The 1,248-nt window shown below is 48.2% G+C and carries 2 protein-coding genes; both read left to right on the top strand.

Going from position 1 to position 1,248, the window contains the following annotated elements:
• Window positions 1–345 (top strand): NADH-quinone oxidoreductase subunit C (locus JZU62_RS01005; protein WP_295011065.1); only part of this gene is annotated, 345 nt, incomplete at its 5' end.
• Window positions 346–356: 11 nt separating this feature from the next.
• The coding region (locus tag JZU62_RS01000) for an NADH-quinone oxidoreductase subunit D (protein ID WP_295011063.1) at window positions 357–1,248 on the top strand (892 nt) is incomplete at its 3' end.

Genomic DNA, 1,248 nt, shown 5'->3' with positions numbered 1-1,248 from the left:
CATCCGTTTATGAAACGTATCTTGATGCCGGATGATTGGGAAGGGTTCCCGCTTCGCAAAACGTATCCGCTCCAAGGGGATGAGTTTGCTCAATGGTACGAAGTCGATAAAATCTTCGGTAAAGAAGCACGTGAGATCATCGGGCCTGAAAACCGTGATCCTGCCCGTGTGGATCGTTACGACACCGAACGTTTTGCCCGTTTAGGTCATGAAGTGCCTCGCGGTGCCGACATCAGCCAAGGTGAACCGGATACGCCGTTATGCTACCAAGAGAATGAGGGAGTATTCCTCATCCAAAAATTTGACGCAGAAAAAAGCGTCGTGATCTCTGATCGCGATCGTTAAGGAATTACAGTATGCAACAAGCCAATAGATTACGACCTTTTTTTGAAAATATTACGTTTGATCGTGCCGATAATGAACTGATCCTTAACTTCGGGCCTCAGCATCCATCTGCGCACGGACAATTGCGTTTGATGCTCCATTTGCAACAAGAGCAAATCACGAAAGCCCATCCGGATATCGGATACCTCCATCGCGGTATGGAGAAAATGGCGGAGAACATGATCTACAACGAGTTCATGCCGACGACCGATCGTATGGACTATATCGCGTCGAGTTCAAACAACTACGGCTTTGCATTGGCGGTAGAAGAGCTCATCGGTTTGGATGTTCCACGTCGTGCCAAAGTGATCCGTATGATGCTTTTGGAAACAAACCGTCTTATGTCTCACCTTTTCTGGTTGGCGACGACAGCTCTGGATATCGGAGCGATGACGGTGTTCTTGTTCGCATTCCGCGAGCGCGAGTACTTGATGGATTTAATCGAAGATTATTGTGGTGCACGTTTGACCCATGCGGCAATCCGTATCGGTGGCGTACCGCTCGATCTACCGGATAACTTTATCGCCGATTTACGTAAATTCCTCGATAAATTGCCGGAAAACATCAAAGACTACGAAGACCTCCTCGATACGAACCGCATTTGGTTGATGCGTATGGAGAATGTCGGAGTTATCTCCAAAGAGATGGCACAGAGCTGGGGCTGTTCAGGGGTTATGCTCCGCGCTTCGGGTGTTGAGTGGGATATCCGTAAAGAGGAACCGTATGAGCTTTATGATGAAGTGGAGTTCAACGTTCCTGTCTCCGATAAAGGGGATAACTACGCTCGCTATAAACTCTACATGGCAGAGATGCGCGAGTCCGCGAAAATCTTGTACCAAGTGATCGATATGTATGCGGGAACTG

Origin of the sequence: Sulfuricurvum sp. (genome assembly GCF_019163035.1) — a bacterium.
Taxonomy (GTDB): Bacteria; Campylobacterota; Campylobacteria; order Campylobacterales; family Sulfurimonadaceae; genus Sulfuricurvum.
The sequence above is the reverse complement of the archived record's forward strand: the minus strand, read 5'-3'. Positions and strand labels throughout refer to the sequence as shown.